The 22,169-nt window shown below is 59.2% G+C and carries 20 protein-coding genes; 5 read left to right on the top strand and 15 right to left on the bottom strand.

All coding sequences use genetic code 11. The features are described 5' to 3' along the window. Positions 1 to 6 precede the first annotated feature (6 nt). The 7 genes from FJU08_RS07610 to FJU08_RS07580 form a co-directional block, all read right to left on the bottom strand. Positions 7 to 2,142 (bottom strand): fibronectin type III domain-containing protein, encoded by a 2,136-nt coding sequence (locus tag FJU08_RS07610; RefSeq protein WP_141148375.1) that lies wholly within the window; start codon positions 2,140 to 2,142, stop codon positions 7 to 9. 205 nt (positions 2,143 to 2,347) lie between these two features. Continuing rightward, positions 2,348 to 3,766, bottom strand: coding sequence for a dihydropyrimidinase (gene hydA / locus FJU08_RS07605; protein ID WP_141148374.1), 1,419 nt, complete (start codon positions 3,764 to 3,766; stop codon positions 2,348 to 2,350). A gap of 40 nt (positions 3,767 to 3,806) precedes the next feature. Then, complete coding sequence (locus tag FJU08_RS07600; protein ID WP_141148373.1) at positions 3,807 to 4,586, bottom strand: ABC transporter permease; 780 nt, start codon at positions 4,584 to 4,586, stop codon at positions 3,807 to 3,809. Then, positions 4,586 to 5,455, bottom strand: coding sequence for an ABC transporter permease (locus FJU08_RS07595; RefSeq protein ID WP_141148372.1), 870 nt, complete (start codon positions 5,453 to 5,455; stop codon positions 4,586 to 4,588). The genes FJU08_RS07600 and FJU08_RS07595 overlap by 1 nt, the downstream gene beginning before the upstream one ends. Positions 5,456 to 5,458: 3 nt before the next feature. Continuing rightward, complete coding sequence (locus tag FJU08_RS07590; protein ID WP_141148371.1) at positions 5,459 to 6,574, bottom strand: ABC transporter ATP-binding protein; 1,116 nt, start codon at positions 6,572 to 6,574, stop codon at positions 5,459 to 5,461. Between the two features lie 2 nt (positions 6,575 to 6,576). Beyond that, a complete protein-coding gene (locus FJU08_RS07585; protein ID WP_210245208.1) occupies positions 6,577 to 7,659 on the bottom strand; it encodes an extracellular solute-binding protein in 1,083 nt (360 codons plus the stop codon). Between the two features lie 132 nt (positions 7,660 to 7,791). Further along, positions 7,792 to 8,685 (bottom strand): MurR/RpiR family transcriptional regulator, encoded by an 894-nt coding sequence (locus FJU08_RS07580; protein WP_141148370.1) that lies wholly within the window; start codon positions 8,683 to 8,685, stop codon positions 7,792 to 7,794. Between the two features lie 114 nt (positions 8,686 to 8,799). On the opposite strand from FJU08_RS07580, the gene FJU08_RS07575 reads away from it, so the two are divergent. Genes FJU08_RS07575 through FJU08_RS07565 form a run of 3 tightly spaced genes read left to right on the top strand, consistent with a single transcriptional unit; the run spans position 8,800 to position 12,193 of the window. Further along, on the top strand, positions 8,800 to 10,020 hold the full coding sequence (locus FJU08_RS07575) for a diaminopropionate ammonia-lyase (RefSeq protein WP_141148369.1): 1,221 nt from the start codon (positions 8,800 to 8,802) through the stop codon (positions 10,018 to 10,020). Further along, the gene (locus FJU08_RS07570) at positions 10,017 to 11,267 is read left to right on the top strand and encodes a M20 family metallo-hydrolase (protein ID WP_210245207.1); all 1,251 of its coding nucleotides are present in this window, start codon (positions 10,017 to 10,019) and stop codon (positions 11,265 to 11,267) included. Before FJU08_RS07575 ends, FJU08_RS07570 begins: the two co-directional genes overlap by 4 nt. Further along, positions 11,267 to 12,193: an N-carbamoyl-D-amino-acid hydrolase gene (locus FJU08_RS07565; RefSeq protein ID WP_141148368.1), complete on the top strand. Its 927-nt coding sequence runs from the start codon at positions 11,267 to 11,269 to the stop codon at positions 12,191 to 12,193. Before FJU08_RS07570 ends, FJU08_RS07565 begins: the two co-directional genes overlap by 1 nt. 59 nt (positions 12,194 to 12,252) lie before the next feature. Here the strand turns inward: FJU08_RS07565 and FJU08_RS07560 are convergent, their stop codons facing one another. The 5 genes from FJU08_RS07560 to FJU08_RS07540 all read right to left on the bottom strand — a co-directional run bounded on the left by FJU08_RS07560 (position 12,253) and on the right by FJU08_RS07540 (position 17,317). After that, positions 12,253 to 13,803, bottom strand: coding sequence for a tripartite tricarboxylate transporter permease (locus tag FJU08_RS07560; RefSeq protein ID WP_141148367.1), 1,551 nt, complete (start codon positions 13,801 to 13,803; stop codon positions 12,253 to 12,255). A gap of 24 nt (positions 13,804 to 13,827) precedes the next feature. Continuing rightward, positions 13,828 to 14,259, bottom strand: coding sequence for a tripartite tricarboxylate transporter TctB family protein (locus tag FJU08_RS07555; protein WP_141148366.1), 432 nt, complete (start codon positions 14,257 to 14,259; stop codon positions 13,828 to 13,830). A gap of 72 nt (positions 14,260 to 14,331) precedes the next feature. After that, a complete protein-coding gene (locus FJU08_RS07550) occupies positions 14,332 to 15,312 on the bottom strand; it encodes a Bug family tripartite tricarboxylate transporter substrate binding protein (RefSeq protein ID WP_141148365.1) in 981 nt (326 codons plus the stop codon). Positions 15,313 to 15,335: 23 nt separating this feature from the next. Further along, entirely contained in the window at positions 15,336 to 16,136 is an 801-nt protein-coding gene (locus tag FJU08_RS07545; RefSeq protein ID WP_141148364.1) for a citryl-CoA lyase, read from the bottom strand. Further along, complete coding sequence (locus tag FJU08_RS07540) at positions 16,133 to 17,317, bottom strand: CaiB/BaiF CoA transferase family protein (protein WP_141148611.1); 1,185 nt, start codon at positions 17,315 to 17,317, stop codon at positions 16,133 to 16,135. The genes FJU08_RS07545 and FJU08_RS07540 overlap by 4 nt, the downstream gene beginning before the upstream one ends. 210 nt (positions 17,318 to 17,527) lie before the next feature. On the opposite strand from FJU08_RS07540, the gene FJU08_RS07535 reads away from it, so the two are divergent. Beyond that, positions 17,528 to 18,205: an IclR family transcriptional regulator gene (locus FJU08_RS07535; protein WP_141148363.1), complete on the top strand. Its 678-nt coding sequence runs from the start codon at positions 17,528 to 17,530 to the stop codon at positions 18,203 to 18,205. Between the two features lie 8 nt (positions 18,206 to 18,213). Here the strand turns inward: FJU08_RS07535 and FJU08_RS07530 are convergent, their stop codons facing one another. The 3 genes from FJU08_RS07530 to FJU08_RS07520 are packed head-to-tail and all read right to left on the bottom strand — an operon-like array spanning position 18,214 to position 20,436. Continuing rightward, positions 18,214 to 19,002, bottom strand: a complete 789-nt coding sequence (locus tag FJU08_RS07530; RefSeq protein ID WP_141148362.1) for a ChbG/HpnK family deacetylase — start codon at positions 19,000 to 19,002, stop codon at positions 18,214 to 18,216. A gap of 25 nt (positions 19,003 to 19,027) precedes the next feature. After that, positions 19,028 to 20,041, bottom strand: a complete 1,014-nt coding sequence (locus tag FJU08_RS07525; RefSeq protein WP_141148361.1) for a glycosyltransferase family 2 protein — start codon at positions 20,039 to 20,041, stop codon at positions 19,028 to 19,030. Beyond that, the gene (locus FJU08_RS07520) at positions 20,038 to 20,436 is read right to left on the bottom strand and encodes a GtrA family protein (RefSeq protein ID WP_181409779.1); all 399 of its coding nucleotides are present in this window, start codon (positions 20,434 to 20,436) and stop codon (positions 20,038 to 20,040) included. Before FJU08_RS07520 ends, FJU08_RS07525 begins: the two co-directional genes overlap by 4 nt. Before the next feature lie 338 nt (positions 20,437 to 20,774). Between FJU08_RS07520 and FJU08_RS07515 the strand changes: the two genes are divergently transcribed. Then, a complete protein-coding gene (locus tag FJU08_RS07515; RefSeq protein ID WP_235890622.1) occupies positions 20,775 to 22,166 on the top strand; it encodes an ArnT family glycosyltransferase in 1,392 nt (463 codons plus the stop codon). The last annotated feature ends 3 nt before the right edge of the window (positions 22,167 to 22,169 follow it).

Genomic DNA, 22,169 nt, shown 5'->3' with positions numbered 1-22,169 from the left:
AAAGCGTCAGGCCACCAGACCATCAGTCGTGTCCAGCGCATCAGCCTCCGCCTGTGCTTCCTCGATGGCATCTTCCCATTCAGCAAGCGCGGACGCATCATTGGCGACGATATCGTCGATCGTCATATCGGCAAGGCTGACATCTTCCAGAATATAGGTCTGGTCGTTGGACGGGATCGAAATCACGACATTGCCGTCTTCTTCGGAAATGTCGAAATTGGACGACGAGAACCAGCCGAAATCCAGCGTATCGGTCGAGGGATCGAAATCAATGACCGTGTCGGTGCCCCAGTTCCAGACAATCGATGTGGTCGTGCCGGTGCTGTCATCATCCGTGCTGCTGTCATCAGCGACATCACTGCTGTCGTCGGATGTGTCACTGTCATCCGTGTTGTCGGCCGTATCATCGTCCGATGTATCGGAATTGTCTGAACTGTCGCCCGTATCGCCGCTTGCCGTGTCGTCCGTGCCGCTATCGGTATCCGATGTGTCATCGCTGGTGTCGTCTGATGTGTCGTCATCAGCCGTATCATCCGAACTGTCGGAGGTCGTCACCGAATTGAAGATCGTGCTGAAATCATAGTCATCCTGGCTGAGACCGCTGCCGACGGCCGAGACATAACCTTCCGTATCGCCATTATCGCGGCTCAGCGACCACATGGAGATGCCGGCAATATCGTCATTGGATTCGACATAATCGACAAGCTGCTGAGCGTCTTCCAGCGTGAAGACCTCGGAGGTCACATCGTTAATGCCAATCATCGGCGTGATCACGAGCTGGGTATCGATGCCGAGTTCATCCAGCTGGGCCAGCGTCGCTTCGGCTGCCGAAATGGCATCATCGCCCATATCGCCGCTGTCGTAATAATCGCCGTAGTCCATCGCCATGATGTTGACGTAGGAAATCTCAACCCCGGCCTCAGCAGCCGATTCCAGCAGCGCCAGACCGGCATCGGTAAGCCCATCGGTCGTCACCGGCAAAGTATAGGAAATCTCCAGATCAGGATTGTTGGCCTGGAGTATTGCCAGTGCCTCGTTGCGCATATCATTGGCATCGGTGTCGGACAGCGAAGAGCCTTCGATGTCGAAATCCAGCTTGGTCACGCCATAGGTGTCAATGATCGACTGATAGGCAGCGACCAGTGCATCAACGCTTGAAAAGGTCGTTGCCGCCTCGGATCCGGCGGCCCCACCGAGCGAGATTGTCACCTCCACGCCCATTTCCTGAAGCTCGGCAATCACCGATGCCATGGAGGTGCCGTTGTAAAGCGTTGCATCCTCGACATCACCGGAGCCGCCCCAGCCGATCGTATCTGTGCCGGATGTGACCAGGAAGGCCAGCGTCACGGCGCTCAGGCCAGCCTCGGAAACGATATCCACCACATCCTGTGCCGAACTCAGGCTCATGTCGATATAGGGCGAGAAGGTCTTGGACGAGGAGGAACTGTCGCTGTCATCGCTGTCTGATGTGTCGTCGCCGGAGGCATCATCAGAGCTTCCGTCGCTGTCACTGCCGGATGTGTCACCCGTGTCGCTATCGTCCGTATCGGTATCGCCACTGTCATCAGTGCTCGCATCTGTCGTGACATCGAGCGCATCCGAGGTAGCGGATTCTCCTGCCTCGTCAACGGCTGAAACGGTTATGGAATATTCGGTATCTGCATCAAGATCGCTGATAGTATAGCTGGTATCGCTTGTTGTACCGACCAGTTCACCATTCACATAAACATTGTACTGGGAAACCGTGCCTGTTCCCTCCACGGTTGCCGCATCCCAGCTCAGTTCCACCTGGCTTTCGGACACCGTCGTCGCCGTGAGGTTTTCCGGCGCATCGGGAACAACGGCAGCGTCACTGTCGTCATCGCTGCTATCGCTGCCGGCATCGGCAAGCGCGTCTTCCCAGGCAGAAATGGCACTTGTGTCGCTGGCCGTGATATTGTCGATCGTCAGATCGGAAAGGCTGACGCCGGAAAGCGTATAGGTCTGGTTGTTTGACGGGATCGAGATCACCACTGATCCATCGACCTCTTCGATCGTGAAAAAATTTGATGAAAACCAGCCAAAATCGAGCACGTCTGTTGCCGGATCAAAATCCAGCACCGTGTCGGTTCCCCAGCTCCAGGTAATCTTCGTCGATGCCATGCTTGCGCTACCCTTTTCAACAGGACCAGTCCAAGTGCGACAACCAGGTTGTCAGCGGTCACGGCAATAAGAGCAGCCTCTCAACGGGCAGTAAAATGTTACTTTACACGAACGCAGACTTTTTCTGGGAATTTGGCTTTCGCCAAAACAACTGGAGGCAGAAAACAGCCCGCCAGCGCCTTGCCGGGTGCCGGCGGGTCCATCGTCAAGCCGCCGCGTAAGGGGAAATGGCGCGCGGCAGAAACTGCCCGTCGCCGACCGCCCCCACAATCCGTCCCTCCTCGCAGACGGTTTTGCCGCGCAGGATTGTCATCACCGGCCAGCCCTTCACTTTAAGCCCCTCATAGGCGGTGTAATCTGCGCCGTGATGCATGCCGTCCTGCGTGATGACTTCCTCGCGATTGGCGTCCCACAGCACCAGATCGGCGTCGAAACCCGGCGCGATTGATCCCTTCTTCGGATAGAGACCATACATTTTGGCATGGTTGGTTGAGGTCAGAGCAACAAATTCATTGAGCGAAATCCGCCCCTCGCTGACCCCCTTGGAAAACAACACCTGAAGACGGTTTTCCACGCCGGGAATGCCGTTCGGCACCCAGCGGAACGAGGTCTTGCCCTTGCCCGACATCTTGCCATTCGGGCCATCGAAATAGAAGGGGCAGTGATCAGACGAAAAGGTCGAGAACACGCCGCCGCGAATCCCTTCCCAGATGGCATCCCAGCTTGCGCGATCGCGCGGCGGCGGCGAGCAGACATATTTACCACCCGTGGCATCCATGTTGAAGCCCTTCATATCGTCTGCCGTCAGCGCGATATATTGCGTGCAGGTCTCACCGTAGATCTTCAACCCGCGCTGCTGTGCCCAGCGGATCTGTTCCATGGCCTCGCGGCCGGAGACATGGACGATCATGATCGGCACATCGACCAGCTGCGCATGGCTGATCGCGCGATGCGCGGCCTCCCGCTCCACCACTTCCGGTCGAGAGACACCATGGTAGAAGGGTGCCGTCTTGCCCGCCTTTTCCAGCTTCTCGGTCATGAAGCGGATCGCGTCATAACCCTCGCAATGGACCATGACCAGCGCTCTGCAATCACGCGCGCAGTCAAACACATCGAGAAGCTGACGGTCATTCAGCACCATGTCGTCATAGGTCATGAAGACCTTGAAGGAGGTGTAGCCGTTCTGAACCAGCGCTGGCAGATCCTGCCCCAGCGCCTCTGGCGTCGGATCGGTGATGATCAGATGAAAGCCATAATCGCAATAGGCCTGACCGCGCGCCTTTTCATGATAGGCGGCCACACTGTCGCGAAGGCTTGCCCCGCGCGGCTGCAGCGCGAAGGGAATGACCGTCGTCGTGCCGCCGGCAATGGCGGAACGGGTACCGGTTTCAAAACCATCCGCCATTTGCGGACCGCCGGGATCAGACGGCTGATCCAGATGCACATGGCTGTCGATCCCGCCCGGCATCACCAACAGGCCGGACGCATCAATTTCCCTGTCGGCAGAACCGAGATTGGTGCCCGTCGCAATGATCGTTTCGTTCTTGACGGCAATATCCGCAACAAATGTATCGGCGGCTGTCACGCAGGTGCCACCGCGAATGAGGAGGTCGAAATCGGCCATGAAACACTCCTGTCTTTCACAAGCTAAGACTGAACGCCCGCTATTTCTGCGATCTCAGGCGAATGAATTCGCCAATCCCGATCAGCGCGATATTGGCGACGACCAGCATAAGCGCGATCGCATCAAGGGCGGGAGAAATATTGAAGCGGAAATCGGATGCCACCAGAATGGACAGGGGTTGCGCCCGGCCCGAGAGGAAAGAGGTAAGTACATATTCCGCCGAAGAAAGCACGAAGGCGATGAACCAGGCAGCCATCAAGCCATTTTTCATCAAAGGCAGCGTCACACGGCGAAAGGCCGAGAAATGGCTGGCGCCGAGATCAAAGGCCGCTTCCTCCAGCCGCTTGTCGATCCGCATCAGCACCGAGGCGTTCACCAGCGTGGTGAAAGGCAGGATGATGATCGTCTGTCCGGCGATGATGGTCCAGATCGTGCGGGCGATGCCGAGATCGGACAGAAGGATCAGCTGCGCCACCGCCAGGATCATCTTCGGAATGAGGAAAGGCAGCAGGATCAGGACGAGCAACAGCATCCGCCGCCTGATCGGGAAGCGCGTCAGCGCCAGAGCGGCCATCGCGCCCAATATCGTGGAAAACAGCGCGGTGGGAATGGCGACGAGAAATGTCAGCTTCAACCCGCCGAGCAAACGCAAATCAGTGAAGGTGTCCTGATACCATTGAAAGGTAAAACCCTGCAGCGGAAAAGCGATGATCTCGGAAGCGTTGAAGGAGAAGATCGCGATCATCGCGACCGGCAGATACATGAAGAAATAAACGAGATAGACCCAAAGGGTCGCGACCTGTGTCGCGCGGCTTTTCATCAGGCCTCCCCTCCCACCATAGCCTTGCCAAGCGACGAGCGGGCGATACCCACCACCGCAGCAGCAAAGAAGCAGAACAGGATGGCCAGCATGGTCCAGGCGATCGCCGAACCGAGCGGCCAGTCAAAGGCCGTACCGAACAGATCATTGATCGCCGAGATGATCGTGACGCCCGAAGCGCCCCCAACCAGCTGCGGCGTCAGGTAATCACCGACCACCATGACAAACACCATCAGCGCGCCGGCGATAAGGCCGGGCGCTGTCAGCGGCAATGTCACTCTGAGAAAAGTCGAACCCGTGCTGGCGCCGAGATCGGCAGCCGCCTCGATCAGCCGGTCATCCAGCGCCTCGAAGGCGAGCCAAAGACCGATCACCATGAAAGGCAGATAATTATAGGTGAGCACGATATGGGTGGCGAGCGGCGAAAACAGCAGCGCATCGATCGGGTGATCGACGATGCCCGCCCATACCAGAAATGCATTCAAAACACCTTCAGCCCCGAGCAGCACCCGCCAGGCGAAAATGCGCACCATGTCGCCGGTGTAAAGCGGCACCAGCAGCAGGGTCAGCAAAGCCGATTTATAATGCAGGCCCCGCTTGGCAATGAACCAGGCGACCGGATAACCGATCACCGCCGTCAGCGCGGCAATGGCCAGGCCGGAAAGAAAGGCCTTGGCAATCAGCCAGCGATAGGTCGCACTTGAGGCGATGCGGGCATAATTCTTCAGTGAAGGATCGGTGACGATGGCGACGAAATCGACCCGGAAAAAGGAATAGGCAAACAGGATCGCCAGCGGCGCGATGCACAGCGCCAGAATGGCAACAAAGACCGGGGCAGCCAGGAAAGCGCCGATGCGGGATTTCTCCATGGCTCAGACGCCCCGGCCTGCGGCGGTAATCCAGCCGCGCGAGGGATCGAAACCAAGCTTGACGGCGCTGCCCACCTTCGGGGCTTCGTCGGCACTCGTTGTCAGGCTGAGCGCCGTGTCATCAGCCAGCACGGTTTCAACCAGCCATTCAGAACCGCGAAACACGGTATGCGTCACCGTGGCTGCAATGGTGCCGTCGTCTTTCAGGCTGACCTGCTCCGGCCGCAATGTCAGAACCGCGGCATCACCAACGGCAAGCCCGCCAACGGCCGGGCAGAAGAAAAGCCCCGCCACGGTTTCAATCGTCGCTCCGCCCTCGGCCAGATCGGTAATCCGGCCGGCAACCAGATTGGCGCCGCCGATGAAATCAGCCACATAGGCACTTTGCGGACGGCGGTAGATCTCGGCAGGTGCGCCTTGCTGCTCGATCCGGCCATCATTCATGACGATGATATGATCCGAAAGCGCAAACGCCTCTTCCTGATCGTGGGTCACGTGCAGAAAGGTCATGCCGAGCCGGCGCTGAAGGTCCTTCAGCTCGATCTGCATATCCTTGCGCATGCGCCGGTCAAGGGCGGAAAGCGGCTCGTCAAGCAGCAGGATCCGCGGTTCATTGACGATGGCACGCGCCAGCGCCACGCGCTGCTGCTGCCCGCCGGAGAGCTGGCGAGGACGCCGTTCCGCCATGCTCTCCATCTGCACCATGGCAAGGGCGGCCTCAACCTTGCTGGCAATCTCGGCCTTGGAAAGATGACGATAGGCAAGACCAAAGCCGACATTTTCCCTGACGCTCAAGTGCGGAAACAACGCATAGTTCTGAAATACGGTGTTGACCGGCCGCTTCGCCGCCGGTGTTCCGGCAAGCGAGCGGCCATCAAGCTCGATCAGCCCCGAGGAGATTTCCTCGAAGCCACCGATCATGCGTAGCAGCGAAGTCTTTCCGCAGCCCGACGGGCCCAGAAGCGTGACATAGGAATTGGCCTCGATGGCAAAATCAATGCCGCGAACGGCATGGACAGTGCCATATTCCTTGTGAACGGCAACGCCCTGTAACAGCGGTGTCTCCGGCTTCACGATGCCGGTCGCACCGGCATTTTTCGTCGGGGATGCGGAAAGCATGCTTAGCTGGCCTTTACTTCGTTCCAGAGTGCCACCCAGTCATTGTAGCGCGGCGGGTTCTGCTTCCAGACGAAGCTGTCCATCACAGACAGATCGCTGATGAAGATCTTTTCCTTCTGATCGTCTGGGATGAGATCGCGCGCAGCCGAGGTCGACTGGGCATAGGGGCCACCAAAGGCGAGCTTTTCGCCATAGGCCGGACCCAGCAGGTAGTTGACGAGGCTGAAGACCGCATCAAGCTTCTCGCCCTCGACACTGGCCGGAACGGCAAGCGTGTCACACCAGCCGATAACACCCTGCTTCGGCTTGGCCATGCCCATGTCCAGGCCGCGTTCCTTAAGATCATAATAGGGCGGCACCCAGGAGAAGGCGCAGACGACTTCGCCGGAGGCAAACAGATTGGTCAGATCGCCGATCGAGTTCCAGTAGGTGCGAAGCAGTTTCTTTTGCGCCATCAGCGCCTTTTTGATCTCAGCCAGCTGCTTGTCATCCATGACAAACATTTCATCGCGCGGAATGCCGAGATACATGGCGGCAATCATGATGCCTTCCAGCGCATAATCGCGCATCGCAAGCTTGCCCGCATATTTGTCGCCTTCAAAGAAAACCGACCAGTCCGGCTCGCCATCCATCAGATCGGCGCGATAGACGATCGGGTTGATGCCCCAATAGAAGGGAATGCCGTAGGTCTTGCCATCCTTCTTGCCGAGGCTGGTATTCTTGAACGTGTCATAGAGCAGGTCGCCATTGGTGACCTTGGAAAAGTCGATCGGCTGCAGCAGGTCGGAGGCAACGTAATATTCGACCTTGTCGAGGCCGGGCGTAATCAGATCGACTGCAGAAGCGCCGCCGGCACGCAGCTTGGCGAACTGCTCATCATCCGTACCAATGAAGGTCTTGGTGATATCGACGCCCGGATTGGCGCTCATAAAAGCAGCGAGATAATCCGGCTTGGCCAGGTTTTCCCAGGTCATCCAGGCGATATCGGTTGCGGCAAAGGCGCGGCTGAGCGGCGAAAACGCGCTGAGCGCGGCACCCGCTGCGGCGGTCTTGAGCAATCCGCGGCGGTTAATTTCAAAAGTCATAGGCTCGATCCCTTTTAGGTTCCCCAATGTCATGCGCGAGTGGTCGATGTTTTTCATTCGACCCGACTTAATTAAAAACCTTTTTCATAAAATCATCAACATGAAAATATTGTTTCATTTTTCGGCAATTGACTAAGACTTGGGCATTTTGCGCCCGAGAAACGGCGCACCGAGCTGATCCAGCCGCCCATGCAGCGCTTCGATCTCAGCGAGTCGGGCAACAGCCTCCTCACCAAGCGTTTGACTGACGGCCGAACAGAGATAGTTGATCAGGCTCATTGGCGCCGCATAGCTGTCAAACATCGCATGGCCGCGATTGTGACAGCGCAATGTCAGCGTCGCGAGCTGCGCTGTCCGGGCCGCAGTCATGTCGGCCACCAGAAGGATCGGCGTTCCAGCCTCCTGCACCACCGCCATGATTTCACGCAGCTGGGCCGGGCGGCGGCGAAAGCCGAACACCAAAAACAGATCGTCAGGCCCGATCCCGGCAAGTTCCTCGCCCATCGACATGCCGGCTGCCGGTACCAGCCGGACATCAGGCTTCAGATTGGTCAGAAGCGCCCGGGCATAGGTGGCAAGCGCCATGGAATTGCGGAAGCCGATGATCCAGATGCGTTTTGCACCTGTCAGCATGGCGATCGCCCGGTCGAGATCAGCCTCCTCCAGCATCTCGGCCGTGCGTGTCAGGTTCTGCAGATCCTGGGCGATATGAAGCCCGAAATCGCCGGGCGAAAGCCGCTTTCCGCCCGTCCCTGTCAGCTCGTAAAGCGGCGACCCCCAGTCCTCGCTCTGACGCGCCATCAGCCTTGCCTCGTTATAGCTGGCATAGCCTAAGCGCCGGAAGAACCGCGCCGCCGTAGCGTTGGAGATATCGGCCTTCGCCGCCAGTTCACCCGCCGTGAAACTCGCAAGATTGGCCTGTGCCTCCATGACCACCGCCGCCAGCCGCCGCTCTGATGCCGTCAGCTCATCATAAATTTCCATGATGCGGACATCGATGGGACGGGTATCCTCCTGTTCGGTCATTCGCGCCTCATTTTCACAAACTAGAATTTACGAAAAATTATTTTCATTTCTTGTTGACTGGTCAAGCATCCACGCTATCCTTCGCACAGTTTCGCCATTTTTGGAATGTCTCCCATGGTCTTCGACTTTTCGCATTTCCGGGCAAGCCTCGTTGCAGGCCATCCGGCGGCAAGCGGCCCCTATCCGCCTGCCCTCCAGCCAACACTGAGCCTTAAAGCGGGCAAACGCGCGCTCGACACCGTCTCGGCCTGGAAAGGTTATGACGAGACCCCGCTTGTTGCGCTTGACGCGCTGGCCGACAAGACCGGTGTCGCAGCGATCTACTACAAACATGAGGCTGGCCGCTTCGGACTTGGTTCCTTCAAGGCGCTTGGCGGCGCCTATGCGGTGTTCCGCCTTCTGGCGGCCCGGATTGAAGCCGTCACCGGAAAAGCGCCCGAAACGGCAGACCTGCTTGCTGGCACCTATAGCGACATTATCTCAGACCTGACTGTCACCTGCGCCACCGATGGCAATCATGGCCGTTCGGTTGCCTGGGGGGCTCAACTGTTCGGCTGCAAGGCGGTGATCTTCATCCATGAAACCGTATCGAAGGCCCGCGAAGACGCCATCGCCCATTACGGTGCCCGTGTGGTCCGAGCCAAGGGTAATTACGATGACAGCATCCGCGAGGCTGCGCGCCAGGCGGAAGAACAGGGCTGGTTCGTTGTCTCCGACACCTCTTATCCCGGCTACACCGATATCCCGCGCAATGTGATGCAGGGCTATAGCGTGATGGCGGAAGAAGCGATCCGCCAGCTGGGGGGCAAATGCCCGACGCACATCTTCATCCAGGGCGGCGTCGGCGGACTGGCTGCCGCCGTGACCGCGCATTTCTGGGAGACATTCGGCGCCAATGCCCCGATCGTCACCGTGGTTGAGCCGGAAAATGCAGCCTGCCTTCAGGAAAGCGCCAAAGCGGGAAGCCCTGTCACCGTTGGCGGCGCGCTTGACACCATCATGGCGGGCCTTGCCTGCGGCGAACCCTCCATCATCGCCTGGCCGATCCTGAACGGCGGCGTTTCGGCTTTCATGGCCATCGAGGATGAGGCCGCAGCTGAAACCATGCGGCTCCTGGCCTCCGGTCAAGCGGGGGCGCAGCTTGCCAGTGGCGAAAGCGGCGTTGCGGGGCTTGCCGGTTTTCTGATGGCAAGCGAACGCAAGGACTGGCGCGACATGCTGGGACTGAATGCACAATCAGTCGTCTTATGTTTTGGCAGCGAAGGCGATACGGACCCGGCACTTTATGCCGAGATCGTCGGCCGGACTGCCGCTGAAGTGGAGTCTGTGAAATGATCGTCAATACCATGCAGGTCGATGGTGCCCGGCTGGTGAAACGGCTGGAAAACCTCGGCAAGATCGGCGCATTGCCCGGCGGCGGCGTCTGCCGTCTGGCGCTGAGCGCCGATGAAAAGCTTGGTCGCGACCATCTGGTCGGCGAGATGAAGGCGCTCGGCCTCACCGTCGCGATCGATCCGATCGGCAATATTTTCGGCACCCGCAAGGGCCGCACGGATGGCCCCGCCGTCATGCTCGGCTCCCATATCGATACGGTGGCGACCGGCGGCTATTATGATGGCGCGCTTGGCGTGCTCGCCGGTCTCGAAGTTGTCGCATCACTGAATGATGCAGGCATTGAGACCGAACATCCGATTGTCGTTGCCGCCTTCACCAATGAGGAAGGTGCGCGCTTTCAGCCCGACATGCTCGGCAGTCTGGTCTTTGCCGGCGGCATGAAGGTGGCAACGGCACGCGATATCATCGCCATTGATGGCGAGCGGCTCGGCGATGCGCTGGACAAAAGCGGCTATGCCGGTACCGGCTGCGGCCCGAAGGCGATTGCCGCCTATTTCGAGCTTCACATCGAGCAGGGACCGGTGCTGGAAGATGAAGGGTTGCAGATCGGCGTCGTCCGCGGCGTCCAGGGTATTTCCTGGACCGAGATCACGATTGCAGGCCGCGCGTCCCATGCGGGTACCACGCCGATCCGGCTGCGGCGCGATGCTGGCCTTGCCGCTGCCCGCATTGCCGCAGGCGTCGGCGATTTCGTCCGGCAGATCGGCGGCGACATGGTCGGCACGGTCGGCGCAATCACACTGAAGCCCAATCTCGTCAATGTGGTCGCAGAAAAGGCGCTGATGACCGTCGACCTTCGTCACCCTGATGCCGCAACGCTGAAGATGGCCGATGAAAAACTGGCCGCACTGATTGCCGATGTGGCGACGCGTGAGGATGTCACCATCACCACGCGCGCACTTGCCGATTTTCCGCCGACCGATTTCGCCCCTCCCCTTGTCGACAGTGTCGAGGCAGCAGCCGAAGGGCTCGGCCTTTCCACGCGGCGCATGTTTTCAGGCGCTGGCCACGATGCCCAGATCATCGCCGGCCTTGCGCCCGCTGCGATGATTTTCGTTCCGAGCGTCAACGGCATCAGCCACAACGTCACGGAATTCACAGAAGCGGCAGACCTTCAAAACGGTGCCAACGTGCTGTTGCAGGTGGCACTGAAGCAGGCCATGCCAACCAATGGAGAGATTGCCTGATGGCAAGAGTTGTTGTTGTCGGCGCGGCCCAGCTTGGCCCCATCGCCCGTGAAGAAACCCGCGCCGAAGTCGTTTCGCGCATGATCGCGCTGGTGGAAAAGGCCGCCAGCCGTCATTGCGACGTCGTCGCCTTTCCCGAACTGGCGCTGACCACTTTTTTTCCGCGCTGGTTCATGGAAGATCAGGCAGATGTTGACGCCTTTTTCGAAAAATCCATGCCGAATGACGATGTCGCGCCACTCTTTGCCCGCGCCAGGGAACTCAAGATCGGCTTTTCGCTCGGCTATGGCGAGCTGACCGAGATTGACGGCGTTACCCATCGCTACAATACGACGATCATCGTCGACAAGGCCGGCAATATCGTCCACCGTTATCGCAAGATCCATCTGCCCGGCCACCCGGAACACGAACCATGGCGCCCGTTTCAGCATCTGGAAAAGCGCTATTTCGAGCCGGGCCCCGAGCCTTTCTCGGCCGCAAACGTATTTGGCGGCGTCTTCGGTCAGGCGATCTGCAATGACCGCCGCTGGCCGGAGACCTATCGCGAACTGGCCTTGCGCGGCGTGGAAATGGTGCTGATCGGCTATAATACGCCGGTCCATTATCCGCTGGCCCCGGAACATGATCACCTGCAATGCTTCCACAATCATCTGAGCCTGCAGGCTGGCGCCTATCAGAACGGCATGTGGGTGGTCGGCATTGCCAAGGCCGGCAAGGAAGAAGGCTGTGACCTGATCGGCCAGAGCTGCATCATTGCGCCCACAGGCGAGATCGTCGCCATGGCCGGTACGCTGGGCGATGAGCTGATCACCTATGACTGCGATCTCGACCGCTGTCTGGAAATTCGCAGGAACATCTTCAATTTCAAGCTTCACCGCCGCCCGGAACTCTACACCGCGCTCACCAGCGCCAATCTGGACGGCTGAAATATGAAAGCCCGGCCGGGTCAAACCGGCCGGGCTTGAATTGCGGGAGGCGCAGCACTTCAGTCGCCTTCCGCCAGTTCCTCATTATGGGTCATCAGCACCCGGTTGCGCCGCTTGGTCATATTCAGAATGATCGGCAGGACAAAGCCCGCCACCGCCACGATCCAGAGACCGATGGCAAGCGGCGAGGCAAACAGCGCCGACCAGTCACCATCGGAGATCGTCATGGCACGGCGCAGATTGACCTCCATCTGGTTGCCGAGCAGCACCCCCATGATCACCGGTACCAACGGCACATCGAGCTTGCGCAGAAGCCAGCCGACAAGGCCGAATGCGACCATGACGGTGAGATCAAAGACCGAGCCCGAAATCCCGTAAATGCCGACAAAGGAGATCATCGCCACCGTCGGCATCAGATATTTCGACGGGATCAGCAAGATCCGCACAAACATGCCGACCAGCGGAATGTTGAGCAGAAGCAGCATGACATTGGCGAGCATCAGCGCAGCGATCAGCCCCCAGACGACGTCCGGGTTTTTGGTGAAGAGCAGCGGCCCCGGCGTCACATTCAGTGCCAATAGCATGGCAAGCAGCACCGCCGTCGTGCCCGACCCCGGAACGCCGAGCGCCAGCATCGGCACCAGCGCCCCGCCGGCCGAAGCATTGTTGCCGGCTTCGGGCGCGGCCACGCCGCGCGGATCGCCCTTGCCGAAAGTGTCGTCACGGTTCTTCAGGTTCTTCTCCGCACCATAGGCGAGGAATGAGCCGAGCGAGGCACCGGCACCGGGGAGAACGCCAGCGATAAAGCCGATCACGGTCCCACGCACCATGGAGCCGGATGTCTGCCGGATCATTGACAGCCGCGGCACGATCCGGCCGATTTTGACGGTTTTGTCGCCATGATCAGCACTATCGACCTTGCTGCCATGGTGCTCGAGGAAGGTAAAAACCTCCGACAGCGCAAAGAGGCCGACAATAGCAACGAGAAAATCGATGCCATCATAAAGATGCATCTGCCCGAAGGTCAGACGCGGCACGCCGGTCTGCTGATCGATACCGATCATGGCAACGCCAAGCCCGATAGCGGCTGCGAGCGCGGATTTTGCCTGATTGCGGCTGGTAATGCCGCCAAGCGTGGCAAAGGCCAGAACATAAAGCGCGAAATATTCGGCCGGACCGAACAAAAGCGCCACCTTGACCAGCTGCGGCGCCAGAACGGCAAGGCCGCAGATCGCAACGAAAGCGCCGAAAAAGGAGGCGATGCCGGAAATGGCCAGTGCCTCGCCCGCCTGGCCCTTCAAGGCCATGGGATGGCCATCCAACGTCGTCATCACCGCCGGTTCATCACCCGGAATATTGAGCAGGATCGACGAGATGCGCCCGCCATACATGGCGCCGAAATAGACGCTCGTCAGCAGGATCAGCGCCGGTGTTGCCGGAAGGCCAAGCGTGAAGGCGAGCGGAATCAGGATCGCCACGCCATTGGAAGGGCCAAGCCCCGGCAACGCACCGATAATGGTACCGAGAAAACAGCCGAGCAGCGCAAGGCTGAGATTTTCAAATGTCAGTGCGACGGAAAAGCCGTTCATCACTGCGGAAAGCGTGTCCATGGAAATGCCTTTCTGCGCCGGGCATCAAAAGCCAAGCGGGCCGCGGGCCAGATGAAGACCGAGCACCAGATGGAAGATCGAATAGATGCCGAGCGAAATGACGACACCGGCAACAGAGGCCGGCAGCGGACGCGCGCCAAGCCGCCAGGACAGAAAGGCCGCCGCCAGGATGGTCGCCAGCACAAAGCCCAGAACCGGCAGAAACCAGGCATAGGCAAACATCACGCCGGCAGAAATGACGATATCGGCCAGCGCCTTCAGGCGCGGCCATTCCGGTTCCGCATCCGGCAGAAGGATGATGAACAGGCTGGCTACGGCCAGCACGATGCCGATAATCACCGGAAAGGCCTTCGGCCCGACGGGATCGCTGAGAAAGCTCTCCTCCGTCAGCATGGCCTGCCAGACATAGACGGCAGACAGGATTATGCCGAACACGCCGAAAATGCGATCGCTCACAGCGTCTCCTCCCATTGACTGAAATAAAAAGGCCCCGTCCCGGTTCTCCTCTCCGGGCCGGGGCCTTCAGACTTACTTGATGATGCCGATTTCCTTGGACAGCGCCTGAATGTCAGCGATGGACTGATTGACGAAGGCGGTGAATTCCGGGCCGCTCTTGTCCAGCGGAGCCAAACCGTTCTGGGCCATCACCTGCTTCCACTCATCGGACATATAGACCTTCTGGATCGCATCGACCCAGTATTGATAGGCCGCATCATCCATCTTGCCCGGCGCATAAAAGCCGCGCCAGTTTGCACCGATCACGTCAATGCCCTGTTCCTTGGCGGTCGGGAAAGACGAGAAGTCGCCCGGCATGCGGTCGGGCGCGAGCACGGCGAGGATCTTGATATCGCCGCTGTCAACAAAGCCCTTGGCTTCCGATGCATCACCGGAAAAGGCCTGAACAGAACCGGCCAGAAGCTGGGTCACCGCTTCGCCGCCACCTTCAAAGGCGACATATTTGACCGAGCGGACATCATCGATGCCAGCCTTTTTCGCTGCCATCAGGACCTTCAGATGATCCCAGCCGCCGACAGCAGAACCACCTGCCACGGCAACGCTTTTGGGATCGGACTTGATCTTGTCCATCAGCTCGGGAAGCGTGTTGATCGGCGAATCCTTGGCAACGGCGATGATGCCGTAATCCGCGCCGACCGAGCCGACCCAGCGCACCTGATCGGCGCTATAGCCGGGGAAAGCCCCCTGGGCGAGACGGGTTGCCGTGGCAGAAGAGGCTGCGACCAGAAGATTGTCATCCGTATCACGCTTGCCGACGACTTCGGCAAAGGCGACACCTCCGGAGCCGCCAACGAGATTGGCGACCTGCATGGTGCCAGGCACGAGTTTCAGATCCTGAAGCGTCTTGCCGACCTGGCGGCAGGTGAAGTCCCAGCCTCCGCCCGGCGCTGCCGGTGCAATGCATTCGCTGGCACTGGGTTCAAAGGCGAGTGCCGGGCTGGCAAGTGTCAGGCCGAGCACCATCGTCATGGCGAGATTGCGAAGTTTGGTCATCAAGTCCTCCCTCTATGACCGTTTCAGGACATCGGATCGGGACCCTTATAGGTCCACCGATAGTGTGGGGGCGTCGGCCCCTTATTGCGTCCGCCCTGCTGCATCTGTTCCCAGCCATGGGCGAGTGCGCCAACGGAACGGGACAGACAGAAGAGACCGCGCGCGAGTGGTGGCGCAAAGCCAAGCTCGGCATAGATGACAGCCGTTGCGCCATCGATATTCATCGGCACCGGCTTGCCGCGCGCTTCCTCCAGATGCGCGGCAATGGCACGGCCGATAGCTGCAAAGCGGCCCGAAACCGTTCCCCTTTCAGCGGCTTCATCCACCAGCGCCAGCAGGCGCGGACTGCGCGGATCAACCGGCTTGTGGAAACGGTGGCCGAAGCCTGGAATATATTTGCCCTTTTCCGCACGGAAAATCCTGATTGCGGCGGATGTTGCCGCTTCAAGGGCCTCGCCGCCTTCAACGGCGCGATCGATTTCATGATAGAGCATCACCGCCTGCTCACCGGCCCCGCCATGCACATCATCCAGCATATTGACCGCATTGGCCATGGCGCCGTTGAGCGACAATCCGCAGGTCACCGCCATGCGGGCTGCGGCGATCGAGGGCGCCTGCGGTCCGTGATCAACGGCGGCAACAAGGGCGGCTTCCAGAAGCCTCGCCTGATCTGCTGTCGGCAGATCGCCGCGGATCATCAGCCAGACCATCTGCGGAAAACTGACATTGCCGATCAGATCTTCGATCGGTTTGCCGCGAAAATGAATCTTTCCCGGCTGCATGTCGATGATTTCAGTGGTCCACCAGTCAGCAACGTCGCTCATATGACCCCCCGCGATTTGAGGTCGTCAATCCGCTCGCCGGAGAGGCCAAGACGCCCGTAAATCTCATGATTATCCTGCCCCAACGCCGGAGGTGCCGTTGCCACGGAGGGCGCCCGGCCATCAACCTTGAAGCCGGTTCGGAGCACGGTGACGGGCCGGCCGACGCCCGGCACCTCATCAAAGGTCGCCAGCATGCCGCGCTCGGTAATCTGCGGATGGGCCAGCACTTCCGGCACGGTCAACACGGCGCCTGCCGGAACGCCGAGCCAGTTCAGCTCACGCGCCCATTCACGTGCCGGACGGGTCTTCAGCACCGTCTCGATTTCGGCTTTCAGCTCTGCCCGGTTTTCCTTGCGTTTCTCACGCGTCAGATAAAGCGGATCGTCAATGAGTTCAGGACGTCCGATATGAGTGGCAAGCGCATGCCACTGCTCATCCTTGTTGGCAGCGATATTCAGCAGTGCATCGGCGGCCTGAAACGCACCGGATGGCGCCGACGTCATGTTTTCATTGCCATTGGCGCTCGGTTCGACACCGCCGACAAGATAGTTGGAAACCGCCCAGCCCATGGTGGCGATCACCGCCTCCAGCATGGATACATCGATAAAGCTGCCGCGTTCCGGTGCATTGAGCGCCGCGGCAATGGCAAAGGCCGCCGTGAGCCCGCCAATCGTATCGGCAATCGGGTAGCCCACCCGCATCGGCGCACTGTCGCGATCACCAGTAATCGACATCACCCCGGAACTGCCCTGGATGATCTGGTCATAGGCCGGACGGCCGACCCATGGCCCCTCCTGGCCAAAACCGGAAATGGCGCAATAGATCAGTTTCGGGTTCACAGCGCGCAACACGTCATAGTCCACACCAAGACGCTTCATCACGCCCGGCCGGAAATTCTCCACCAGCACGTCAGCCTCGGCCACAAGCGCCTTTAGCAACGCCTTGCCCTCATCCGTCTTCAGATTGAGGGTCACCGATTTCTTGCCGGCATTCTGCGCCAGAAAAGAGATCCCCATCTGGCGGCGATTGAGCTCTGGATCGGCCCCGAGTTGTCGCGCCAGATCCCCGCCCCTGACATTTTCGACCTTGATGACCTCCGCGCCGAGATGCGCGAGCTGGTGGCAGCAGAAAGGTCCGGCCAGAACATTGGTCAGATCCAGAACCCGTACCCCCTCCAGCATGGATGTATTTTCTCCCGACATGCCCATGCAAACCTTGCTTTTTATCAATTATCGTTCTATCTGATAGAACGTTATTGACAATAACAGAACATTTGATAATCGTCTAGTCGACGTTTGGCCTATAAGCGCCTTGCGACCCGGCTTGCGGCATGTCTGCAAAGCTGGCGCCTGCAATTTTGCAAATGTGACCATTTCAGCCGGGGAAAGAGCATGAGCGAGCAAAAGGGAGTCGAGGCTGTCGAACGGGCGCTGGCCATTCTCGACTGTTTCTCGCATACGCCAGGCCCCCTCACACTTGCGCAGCTGGCGCGCGAGACCGGGCTTTATAAAAGCACCATCCTGCGGCTGATCGTGTCGCTGGAACGGTTCGGCCATATTGAGCGCGATGACACCGGGCGCTATCGTCTTGGCAACGCCGCCTGGCGGCTCGGTGCGCAGTATCGCGCCGGCTTTTCGCTGGGAACGGCCCTGCACCGCACACTGGAAGATCTCGTCGAACAAACCGCAGAAACAGCTTCTTTCTATATCCGCCAGGGCGACATGCGGATCTGCCTTTACCGTGTCGAGCCGACGCGCGCCATCCGCCACTCGGTTGCCGAAGGGGTTGAATTACCGATCAACCGCGGCGCATCCGGCAAGGTCCTGCAGGCCTGGAGCGAGCCCTATCCGGCCGAATTCGAAGCGACCCGTGAGGCCGGATACGCCACCTCTCACGGCGAACGCAATGGCGAGGTGGCCGCCGTCGCCGCACCGGTTTTCGACACCGCAGGCGATTTGCGCGGCGCGATAACCGTTTCGGGCCTTGTGACACGTTTCGACACACAAACCGTTGAGAAAATCGCCGGAATCGTCAGAGAAAGCGCAGCGCGGCTGCTCATCCCGGCCTGACGACCGGATCACGCATCATGCTTTCCGAAAATCGATTCAGATTTTCGGGCCGGTGCTGTAGGCCTGCGCAGCAACCGGGCCTCGACGGCACGGGATCGCGCGGCATGCCCTTCGCATTGCGACGGATCATCCACGGCCCCTGGATGGGTCATGATCAGCCCCTCGCCTGCTGCCGCCGCCATGAGGCGTGGCAGCCAGACGGCAACCGCATCAGGATCATCGAGCCGCAGAAAGCCGGAAAAATCGCTATTTGTCGCAAATCCCGCCTTCCGAAAATGCGTCCGCGCCCGCCATGCCAGCGCCGCAATCACTGCAACCTTGAAACCACCGGCGCGCATATTGGCCCATAGGCCTGAGGGCGTTGCCGGCAGAGGCACCCGCATCCACGCGACACCCGCACCGGGCAGGGCTGCGGCAATGCGCGACAGCCCCGGCAGACAGTGACAGTGCTGATGACCGTCATAATAATCCGGCAGGCCACCGAAAACTTCAACGAAACGCGCCGTCTGCCGCTGAAAATCCGCGCCGAAAACCGCTGGCAGACGGCGGGAAAGACTTGCCTTCATCAGCGCACCAAGCGGCATGGACGGAAAAGAAACATCGAAATCATGGGTCAGATTGAGATGAAGACCGATCCGTGCACCGTCATCACGAAGCGCCCGCAAGGTGGCTATGTCCGCGGCTGTCATTGCGCCATCAATCATGACCGACGTTCCGTCGATCCGACCCTCGGCAATCAGGGAAAGAATGACCGCATCATGCATCCGTCCAAGACCGAAATCATCAGCGATGATCATCAAGGCACCTCCAGAACAGTCGCATTCAGCCTTCGGCAATGCTGCCCTCGGTCCTCGGGTCAGGCGTCGTGGCAACTTTGGCGACGGCGATGGTCCGGTCCTCGGCAATGAGGTAGCAGGGCCGCCGCTTCGCCTCCAGCACGGCCTTGCCGACATATTCCCCCAGAAGCCCGAGGAAGATCATCTGAACGCCGCCAAAGAAGGAGACCAGTGTCAGAATTGAGCTGATGCCGATGCCGCTGCTTTCAAAAAAGAGCCGTTCAAGCACAATGTAAATGCCGTAAAGTCCACTCAGAAGCGCGATGCAGACGCCCGTCAGCGCCATCAGCCGAAGCGGCGCGGTCGTGAAACTTGTCAGCGCATCGAAGGACATGGTCAGCAGTTTGAGGGTGTTGAAACTCGAAACGCCGTGTTCGCGCGGCGGTGGCGTCAGCGGAATTCCGCGCTGGGTAAAGCCGACCCAGGCGTAAAGCCCCTTCATGAAACGCTCAGATTCGGGAAGGCGGCGCAGCGCATCGGCGAAACGCCGGTTGACCAGCCGGAAATCACCCGCCCCCTCAACAAGCTGATACCGCCCGCCACGGTTCATGGTCTTGTAGAACATGCGGGAAAACACCGAGCGCGCCAGACCTTCAGACGCCAGACGATCGCTCTTATAGGTATAGACGCTGTCAACATCATCCCGCAGCCAGATCTCGACCATTTCGACGACAAGTTCCGGCGGATGCTGCAGATCGGCATCCATGAAAATGGTCGCATCGGCCCCGACGGAAGCATCGATACCGGCCGACAGCGCTGCTTCCTTTCCGAAATTGCGCGAGAATTGCAAAATCCGCGCCGGATTGCCCTGAAAATCCAGGCTGGTGAGTACAGCATAGCTGTCATCACGGCTGCCGTCATCGACGAAGATATAGCTGATATCAAGACCATGCGCCTGCCTGAGTTTTTCCGAGAGCATGTTCAGGCGGGCGATGAGATTGGCCAGATTCGGGGCCTCATTATAAACCGGAACGACGATTGAAAGGGCCAGGGCGCTCATTTGCCACCTTTCAGAAACACGAAGACAGAAGATGCGGAGAAGTTGGCAACTGAGATCAGCAGGATCGCCCCCGCCACAGCCAGTGGCAGCGACAGATCATAGGCCACCAGAAATTCCAGTACAACAGCCCGCAAGGCAAAGATCACAATGGCTAGCAGCATGAAGCGGATGAAACGCCGCCCCCACCCCGCGCCAGCAGTACGGAACGTTATGTAATCGTGATAGCAGAACACAACGGTGGCACTGACGATCATGACGCAGCCAAGGGCGATCGCCGGGGGCACACCGAAACCGCTGTTCAGCGCGAGTGTGCCGACATAGTCTATCGCCGCCCCGAGCAACGATCCGCCACCAAAAACCATGTAGCGCTTCACCAGAACAAGGGGAGCGTTCAACGCTGTCATGCCTGAATAGCCGGTCCTTCTGCCTCGCGCCTCACCTGATCCGGCAAAGTCGCGATCGATACCATCAAGTCTGGTTTCCTACGATGAATATACAAATAAAGCAACGATATACCGACATAACAAAGTTCCTGTCCAACCATATCCAAGACAGAGCCCGCTTGCCGCGACAATATAGCTGCAGGCGTTTTCACAGTCCTTGCAGCTCAGCGCCTCGCGGGATGAGCCATCATTGAAGCCCAGGGAGGCAAACTAGTTTACCAGTTGAAAATTCCGATGCCAGTTCGTAGTAAAGCGCGTCCTAACCTATCAGGCTCATGAAAGGCTGTCATTTGGCGAGCAAAAACATCAAATCTCTTTCACTGGGACTGATCCTGCTTCTGGCGGTTCGCATCATCGCCATGTTCGTGGTTCCGCTCACGGATCCAACCGAGGCACGTTATGCCGAAATCGCCCGAAAAATGGCGGAAACCGGCAACTGGATCACACCGCAATTCGATTATGGTGTCCCTTTCTGGGCCAAACCACCGCTTCATACCTGGCTGTCGGCGCTCGGCATTGAAGCCTTTGGCGCCAATGAATTCGCTGCCCGCCTCGGCATTTTATTCGCGACGATCGCCCTTCTCGTCATTCTCTGGCGCTGGCTGGAACAGCTGACCGACCGGACGACGGCACTTGTCACGCTTTTGATCCTGTGTAGTGCCGCCCTGTTTTTCGTTGCCATCGCCTTTGTTCAGACAGACATGGTGCTCACACTGGGCATCGTCGCCTGCATGACCGGCTTTTATTCGGCCATGCGCGGAGACCGCCGCTGGGCCTGGATGTTTTTTGCTGGCATCGCCATCGGCATGCTGGCCAAGGGCCCGGTATCCGTCGTCCTGTCGATGACACCGATCGCGCTATGGGTCATCTGGCGCCGCGAATGGTCAAACCTTGGCCGATTGCCTTGGGTCTCCGGCCTTGCCGTCGCCGCCATCATATCGATTCCGTGGTATGTTGCCGCCGAAATCGCCACGCCCGGTTTCCTGAAATATTTCATCATCGGCGAGCATATCCAGCGCTTCCTCGATCCAGGCTGGACCGGCGATCTTTATGGCTCGGGCCGCGAACATGCCAAGGGGACCATCTGGCTCTACTGGATCGTGGCGGCCCTGCCCTGGAGCCCGATGCTGCCGATCCTTGGCTGGCGTCTCTACAAGCGTGGCATTCCCGCCGATGGCGACGGATTGCAGTCCTATCTGTTGCTCTTCGCCATCGTGCCGCTGGTGTTTTTCACTGCAGCCGCCAATATCCTTGTGACCTACACGCTGCCGGCCCTGCCTGCTGCGGCCGCGCTCGGGGTCATCCTGTGGCGACGCAGCGGCACGGGCGGCGGTACATGGCTGAAGGTTGGCGTGGCCGAAATCATGGTCCTGGTTATCGGCCTGATTGTCGCCTGCCTGATTGGCAAGGACAGTTTCCTTCCCTCGCGACAGGATATTCTGGCGCATTTCCCGCAAAGCCATCCGCTGACGATCACCGGCGGGCGCGACTTCTCCGCAGAGTTCTACCGCCACGGCCAGATCACCACGATCCAGGATGTCGATCAGCTGCCCGATACGCTTTCACCGGGCGCTGGCTATCTGGTTCGCAACAATCAGGTAGACGCCTTTGAAAAGCGTTATGGCGACCACATAACAGAGCTTGCGAAAGACAAGTCCTTCAGGCTGTTCGAAGCGCACTGACAC

The sequence above is a fragment of the Martelella alba genome, assembly GCF_006516955.1.
GTDB classification, from domain to species: domain Bacteria; phylum Pseudomonadota; class Alphaproteobacteria; order Rhizobiales; family Rhizobiaceae; genus Martelella; species Martelella alba.
Note: the sequence above shows the minus strand (reverse complement) of the source record. Positions and strands in the feature narration are given on the sequence as shown.

Coding starts and splice junctions, on each gene's coding strand:
- FJU08_RS07610 (WP_141148375.1), bottom strand. CDS start 2,142: ATGGCATCGACGAAGATTACCTGGAGCTGGGGAACCGACACGGTGCTG.
- hydA (WP_141148374.1), bottom strand. CDS start 3,766: ATGGCCGATTTCGACCTCCTCATTCGCGGTGGCACCTGCGTGACAGCC.
- FJU08_RS07600 (WP_141148373.1), bottom strand. CDS start 4,586: ATGAAAAGCCGCGCGACACAGGTCGCGACCCTTTGGGTCTATCTCGTT.
- FJU08_RS07595 (WP_141148372.1), bottom strand. CDS start 5,455: ATGGAGAAATCCCGCATCGGCGCTTTCCTGGCTGCCCCGGTCTTTGTT.
- FJU08_RS07590 (WP_141148371.1), bottom strand. CDS start 6,574: ATGCTTTCCGCATCCCCGACGAAAAATGCCGGTGCGACCGGCATCGTG.
- FJU08_RS07585 (WP_210245208.1), bottom strand. CDS start 7,659: ATGACTTTTGAAATTAACCGCCGCGGATTGCTCAAGACCGCCGCAGCG.
- FJU08_RS07580 (WP_141148370.1), bottom strand. CDS start 8,685: ATGACCGAACAGGAGGATACCCGTCCCATCGATGTCCGCATCATGGAA.
- FJU08_RS07575 (WP_141148369.1), top strand. CDS start 8,800: ATGGTCTTCGACTTTTCGCATTTCCGGGCAAGCCTCGTTGCAGGCCAT.
- FJU08_RS07570 (WP_210245207.1), top strand. CDS start 10,017: ATGATCGTCAATACCATGCAGGTCGATGGTGCCCGGCTGGTGAAACGG.
- FJU08_RS07565 (WP_141148368.1), top strand. CDS start 11,267: ATGGCAAGAGTTGTTGTTGTCGGCGCGGCCCAGCTTGGCCCCATCGCC.
- FJU08_RS07560 (WP_141148367.1), bottom strand. CDS start 13,803: ATGGACACGCTTTCCGCAGTGATGAACGGCTTTTCCGTCGCACTGACA.
- FJU08_RS07550 (WP_141148365.1), bottom strand. CDS start 15,312: ATGACCAAACTTCGCAATCTCGCCATGACGATGGTGCTCGGCCTGACA.
- FJU08_RS07545 (WP_141148364.1), bottom strand. CDS start 16,136: ATGAGCGACGTTGCTGACTGGTGGACCACTGAAATCATCGACATGCAG.
- FJU08_RS07540 (WP_141148611.1), bottom strand. CDS start 17,317: ATGCTGGAGGGGGTACGGGTTCTGGATCTGACCAATGTTCTGGCCGGA.
- FJU08_RS07535 (WP_141148363.1), top strand. CDS start 17,528: ATGAGCGAGCAAAAGGGAGTCGAGGCTGTCGAACGGGCGCTGGCCATT.
- FJU08_RS07530 (WP_141148362.1), bottom strand. CDS start 19,002: ATGATCATCGCTGATGATTTCGGTCTTGGACGGATGCATGATGCGGTC.
- FJU08_RS07525 (WP_141148361.1), bottom strand. CDS start 20,041: ATGAGCGCCCTGGCCCTTTCAATCGTCGTTCCGGTTTATAATGAGGCC.